5 protein-coding genes, 1 tRNA gene and 2 pseudogenes are annotated in these 5,711 nt (G+C 55.7%); 3 read left to right on the forward strand and 5 right to left on the reverse strand.

Annotated elements, in window-relative coordinates:
* A pseudogene (locus RTY00_RS18380) lies at positions 1-196 on the forward strand (EamA/RhaT family transporter); the annotation flags it as partial.
* Between the two features lie 57 nt (positions 197-253).
* On the opposite strand, the gene RTY00_RS18385 reads toward RTY00_RS18380, so the two are convergent.
* Entirely contained in the window at positions 254-949 is a 696-nt protein-coding gene (locus RTY00_RS18385; RefSeq protein ID WP_312665393.1) for an RraA family protein, read from the reverse strand.
* A gap of 454 nt (positions 950-1,403) precedes the next feature.
* Between RTY00_RS18385 and RTY00_RS18390 the strand changes: the two are divergent.
* Both RTY00_RS18390 and RTY00_RS18395 read left to right on the forward strand, forming a co-directional pair.
* Positions 1,404-1,532, forward strand: a pseudogene (locus tag RTY00_RS18390) (diaminopimelate decarboxylase); the annotation flags it as partial.
* The gene (locus RTY00_RS18395) at positions 1,519-1,818 is read left to right on the forward strand and encodes a helix-turn-helix transcriptional regulator (RefSeq protein WP_312665394.1); all 300 of its coding nucleotides are present in this window, start codon (positions 1,519-1,521) and stop codon (positions 1,816-1,818) included. The pseudogene RTY00_RS18390 and the gene RTY00_RS18395, both read left to right, overlap by 14 nt.
* An 88-nt stretch (positions 1,819-1,906) precedes the next feature.
* Here the strand turns inward: RTY00_RS18395 and RTY00_RS18400 are convergent.
* From RTY00_RS18400 to RTY00_RS18415, 4 genes are all read right to left on the reverse strand, one after another.
* Positions 1,907-1,982, reverse strand: a tRNA-Phe gene (locus tag RTY00_RS18400).
* A 108-nt stretch (positions 1,983-2,090) separates the two neighbouring features.
* Positions 2,091-2,669 (reverse strand): division control transcriptional repressor DicD, encoded by a 579-nt coding sequence (gene dicD / locus RTY00_RS18405; RefSeq protein ID WP_008104431.1) that lies wholly within the window; start codon positions 2,667-2,669, stop codon positions 2,091-2,093.
* Positions 2,670-2,736: 67 nt separating this feature from the next.
* Complete coding sequence (locus RTY00_RS18410) at positions 2,737-4,437, reverse strand: protein-disulfide reductase DsbD (RefSeq protein WP_312665395.1); 1,701 nt, start codon at positions 4,435-4,437, stop codon at positions 2,737-2,739.
* 83 nt (positions 4,438-4,520) lie between these two features.
* Positions 4,521-5,711, reverse strand: a 1,191-nt coding sequence (locus RTY00_RS18415) for an anaerobic C4-dicarboxylate transporter (protein WP_312665396.1), incomplete at its 5' end; no start/stop codon positions are given.

The raw sequence follows: 5,711 nt of genomic DNA on the forward strand, positions 1-5,711 counted from the left end.
CGCCGATGCATCACTGCTGGCACCGTTCGATTACACCACGCTGGTGTGGTCGATGCTGATTGGCTATCTGTTCCTGAACAGCCTGCCGGGCAGCACCACCTTGCTGGGCGCATCGATTGTGGCGCTGGCCGGGATATTTGCGGTGTGGCGTGAGAATCGGCAGCGTAAGCTGGCGATGGTGAGTAGCACGCCGTAGGGTTGCCATTTATGGCGACCTGGTGCGCATAAATGCGCACCCTACGACGGCGAAAGATTAGCGGAATACATCATCAATGATTTCAACCTGCTTGGTGCGCAGCGTCTCGTCCAGCCAGCTGCGTTCCAGCGCGCCGGTTTTTGCCAGCTCGAAGTTGTGTTCATCAACGATCAGATAGGCCTGCGCTGCTTCGAGAATGCGTGCAGCATCCTGGCGAGGAATCACAATCACGCCATCCGCATCGCCCAGTACAATATCACCCGGCGAGACGTGAATTTTGCCGCAGGCAATCGGCACGTTGATCTCGCCGGGACCGTCCTTGAACGGGCCACCCGGCGTGTGACCGGCGGCGTAGATGGGGAAGTCCATGCGTGACAATCCTTCAATATCGCGAACCGGTCCGTCCAGCACAATGCCTTCCATACCGCGCTGTCTGGCGTAGGTCGCCATCACTTCACCCATCAGCGACTGGCTGCGATCGCCTTCGTTCGACAGAATAATCACATCGTTTCGGCCCGCCATATCCAGCGCTTTGTGCAGCATCAGGTTGTCGCCGGAACGCGCTTTAACCGTCACCGCCAGGCCACACATGATCGGCTGGCGCGGCGCGGTTTTCAGGCTGATTTCTGCCGACAAAGCGGGCAAGCGGCTCATGCAATCCGCTACCACCGCCGCCGGTAAATGGCGAAAGGCTTCCAGCAGCGGTTCGGCATCGGCGGGACGACGTAAATAGATTCGGTTTCCTGCGCTCATGGTTATTTTCCTGTAGGGAGTGATTTAATTAATCGAATCGTGTTTCTGAATAAATAATTAAAGATGAAAGTAAGATTTTTATTTATTCGTTTTGATTAGTCACTACTTCAAAGATTAGGGCGTTCAGCTAACAAGCTAAATCAGCAGGTTATTGCTGGTATGAAATTAAGCTTACGCGATTGCGAACGTGTTACGTACGGGATGTTACGGCTAACCGAGACAGGATCACGAATTAATATTTAGAATAGATTTAACTCACTGATAATTAATTTTATTGGATTTTATTATGGTGGGATAGATTAAAAGTATTAGCTGTGTCGTTAATTTATTTTCAGAGGCGTCTCTCAAATTAAGACGTTCAGTGCAGCGGCAAACAGAAATCATGATGCAAATCATCTCTCAAAATATAACGTGCAGTTTATCTTTTCGTTCCAGGCCATCAGCGCATACTCCGAAGGCTATCGTGCTGTGTGCGGGTGATAAAACCGGTGTTAATCAGAGGCGCTTCTACCAATCGATGATCAAACTGGCTGATAAAGAGTACAAGCAGCATCTGGAGGAATTAACTAATGGCAAAACTTGAAGAACTGATCTCACAGCGTTCTCCTGAGTCTCAGGAGCGCATTAAAAATAAGGCCGACCAAAAAATTCTTGAGATCCGCCTGCGTCAGTTACGTGAGGAACTGGAACTTTCACAGGTGCAGCTCGCTGAAAAAATGGGCATCTCGCAGCCTGCTATCGCCGCGATTGAAGCGCGAGGTGACGAGATAAAACTTTCCAGCCTGAAAAAGTATGTCGAGGCGTTAGGCGGTAAGTTGAGTCTGAATGTTGAACTTCCCACCGGAGATGGCCGGATATTTCAGATTTAATGTGGAGGAGGATGTCCGTGAGAAACCGGCATCTTTTTCCGAACGCAGAAAAGCAAAAACCCAGCCATAAGCTAGGTTTTCAGAATGTTGGTGCCCGGACGCGGAATCGAACCACGGACACGGGGATTTTCAATCCCCTGCTCTACCGACTGAGCTATCCGGGCAACGGGGCGCATTAAACCCTAATGGCTTATCGTCGTCAACGGCTTTCGTCAAAAAAGCGTAGCAATCGTGATTGATTGCTTGCTTTTCAGACAAGATGGATGAAAAGGCTACGCCAGCGCACCATTTTTGCGGCACAGCGCGATGCCGAGTACATCTTCTGCCAGACGGCGCGCCGTCGCCACATCCTGCACGTTGCGTTTCACCAGCAGTTTGCTCAGGCAACCTTCCAGAATCAGCTCCATCTGATCGGCCACCATGGTGGGATTATCCAGCGCTAAATCGACCAGAATTTCATGGGTAAATTGCCAGGAACTGCGCTTTTGCTGTTCGGCTAGCTGATGCACCGGCTGATCGGGTTGCGGATAGAAGCTGCAGGCGGCGATAAACAGGCAGCCGGGAAAGCGGCCTTTGCTGACGTGCTCACTTAGCACTTCGTAGCGGGCCAACAGCTTTTGTTCGGCGCTGAGATGTTCATTGAGCTGCACCTGACGACGCCAGCTATCAATCTGCTGGCCGTGATAGCGCAGTGCGTCGTACAGCAAGGCATCACGATCGGGCCAGAAACGCGTAAGTTGTTCCGCTTCAAGACCGGTTTCGCCAGCCAGTTGGGACAGGGAAGTGGTGGCGGCCAGGCCGCTCTGTTCGAGCACATTCAACGCATGCTCGAGTATTTGTTCACGTTGCAAGTGACTCTCCTCTGGAATGCGGGCCCGGCTAGCGGACGAGCGGGCAGTGTTCTGCTGACAGTGTCGTTTAACGTGACAAATTCTGCAAATGCGCATGGAAATCGGCGGCGTTGAGGAAGCCGGTGACGCGCGAATCAGGGATCTCTTTGCCTTGCGCGTCGAAGAACAGAATGGTCGGCAAACCTAAAACCTGCAGATGCTGCAACAGCGCGTTGTCCTGCGCGTTATTGGCGGTGACATTGGCTTGCAGCAGTTGCACCTGACTTAACGCGTTACGCACGCCCTCATCGCTGAAGGTGTATTTCTCGAACTCTTTGCAGGCCACACACCAGTCGGCGTACAGATCGACCATGGTGATGCGGCCTTGCGCCTGCTGCAGCGCGCTGTCGAGCTGCTCGCTGCTGGTGATGGTCTGGAACGGCAGATGCGCCACGGCTTGCGCGCTGGTGCTGCTGCCAAACGCCCAATCCTGTAACGGGCGCGCACTGACCAGCGCGGCGGCGAGCATGATGATTTGCAGCACACGCCATTTACCGCTGGCGCGCAGGCTAAGGCTGAATGCCCAGGCAAAAAACGCCACGCCGAGCAGGCTCCACAAACGGATGCCCCACAGATCGCCAATCACGCGTTCCAGCAGGAATACCGGCAGCGCCAGAATCACAAAGCCAAAACCTTCTTTAACGGTTTGCATCCATGGCCCGCTTTTCGGCAGCAGCTTGTTGCCAAACATGGTCACGGCAATCAGCGGCAGGCCCATGCCGAAGGCATACAGCCACAGCGTGCCAGCACCGGCCCACAGATTACCGCTCTGCGCGATATACAGCAGAATGGCGCTGAGCGGCGCCGTGGTGCAGGGCGAGCAGATCAATCCCGCCAGTGCGCCCATCATAAATACGCCGGGCAGCGATCCACCTTGCTGGCGATTGCTCCACAGCGTGAGGCGCGTTTGCAGGCTGGCAGGCAATTGCAGCGAGAACAGGCCAAACATCGACAGCGCCAGCACGATAAACAGCGCCGACAAGCCTATTAACACGTAAGGATGCTGCAGCGCCGCCTGGAAGCGTAATCCCGCCGCTGCAACCACCATGCCGAGCACGGTGTAGGTCAGCGCCATACCTTGCACATACACCATCGCCAGCGCGAATAGTCGCCCCATCGAATAGCGGCGCGGGCCGCCTAAAATGATGCTGGAGATCAGCGGATACATCGGCAACACGCACGGGGTGAAAGCGACGCCAATACCAATCAGCAACGCCCACAGCGGTGAAAACGGCAGCGGCGTGCTGTTTTTGGCGGGCTGCGCGCTGGCCGCAGGCGCATCCTGATTGGCGGCAACCGCGCTCAGCGGCACGGTGCGGGTTTCAGGCGGATAGCAGAAACCGGCGGCAGCGCAGCCTTGATAGGTGACGGTGACGGTCGCGCCGGCATCGGCCTGGCGCAGCGTGATCGGCAGTTGCAGATCCTGCGGGTAGATTTCACTTTTGCCGTAGAACTCATCTTCGTGCGGCTGGCCTGGCGGCAGCGTGAGTGGATCAATTTGCGCTTTTTGCGGCGTGACGTGGATTTGCTGGCGATAGAGATAGTAGCCATCCTTCACTTTCCAGCTGAGCGTCAGCTGATTGCCTTGCTGCATGAAATCGAAGCCAAACGCCTGATCAACCGGCACAAAGCGGCTGTTGTTGTTCGGGGAGAAGAGTGAGGCTTGTGCCGAAAGGCAGAAAACCAGCGCCAGGCAAAAGCCGGCAAGGCGAAAGAGTCGTGCAGCCATAGCGAATGAATGAGCTCCGGTGGCGAATAGGCCGCGATAATAGCACGACCGCTTCGCCACGAGGTTTTCAGGATGTAACGGCGCTACAGAATCAGGCTGCCAAACAGGAAGCCGAACGCCACCGAGAAGGCAATTGCCAATACACCGGGGATAATAAAGGAGTGGTTAAACACAAACTTACCAATACGGGTTGAACCGGTGTCATCCATTTCGACGGCGGCCAGCAGGGTAGGATAGGTCGGCAGCACGAACAGCGCGGAAACCGCTGCAAAGGAGGCGACGGCGGCCAGCGGCGAGACGCCCAGCATCAGCGCGGCAGGCATTAACGCTTTGGTGGTGGCTGCCTGCGAATAGAGCAGCGTGGCGGCGAAGAACAGCACCAGCGCCAGCATCCAAGGATAACCTTGCAGCATGTCACCGGCTAATGCCTGAATGTCGTTGAGGTGCGCTTTGACAAAGGTATCGCCCAGCCACGCGACGCCCATCACGCAGATACAGGCGCTCATGCCTGATTTAAAAGTGCTGGCGCTGAGGATCTCACCGGTATCGACTTTGCAGGTCAGGCAAATCAGCGTGGCAACGGTCAGCATAAACACCACGATGGCTTCGTTGCGCGGCAGCACTGGATTGGTGATGAGGCCAACGCTGTCGCTAATCGCGGTGGCGTAGAGCACCACGGCGGCGATGCCGATCAGGAAGAGGAAGACAGCACGCTTCGCGCCTGGTTTGATGTCATAAACCTGCTCGCCGCGTAGCTTCACTTCGCCTTTTGCTAATCGCGCCTGGTAAACCTCATCATCCTTAAGTTCTTTGCCGAGGAAGCTGGTGATGATGGCGGCGCAGAAGATTGCTGCCATGGTGGAGGGAATCGCGACGCCTAACAGCGCCAGATAACTCACACCGCGCGGTTCAAGAATGGAGGCGAAAAACACCACCGCTGCCGAAAGCGGCGACGCGGTGATGGCAATTTGCGAGGCGACAACCGCAATCGACAGCGGACGAGAAGGGCGCACACCTTGCTCTTTCGCCACTTCAGCAATCACCGGCAAGGTGGAGAACGCGGTGTGACCGGTACCGGCCAGCAGCGTCATGACGTAGGTGACCAGCGGCGCAAGGAAGGTGACATAGCGCGGATGACGGCGCAGCAGGCGCTCGGCCAATCCCACCAGATAGTCGAGACCGCCAGCAATCTGCATCGCGGCAATCGCGGCAATCACCGCCATGATAATTTCGATCACATCGAAGGGGATCGCGCCGGGCTTTAAGCCGCAAAT

The organism is Pantoea sp. CTOTU49201, from assembly GCF_032054795.1.
Classification (GTDB): domain Bacteria; phylum Pseudomonadota; class Gammaproteobacteria; order Enterobacterales; family Enterobacteriaceae; genus Pantoea; species Pantoea symbiotica.

Bases quoted from the DNA above. Each gene is read 5' to 3' on its own strand.
- RTY00_RS18385 (WP_312665393.1), bottom strand. From the start codon at position 949: ATGAGCGCAGGAAACCGAATCTATTTACGTCGTCCCGCCGATGCCGAA.
- RTY00_RS18395 (WP_312665394.1), top strand. From the start codon at position 1,519: ATGGCAAAACTTGAAGAACTGATCTCACAGCGTTCTCCTGAGTCTCAG.
- RTY00_RS18410 (WP_312665395.1), bottom strand. From the start codon at position 4,437: ATGGCTGCACGACTCTTTCGCCTTGCCGGCTTTTGCCTGGCGCTGGTT.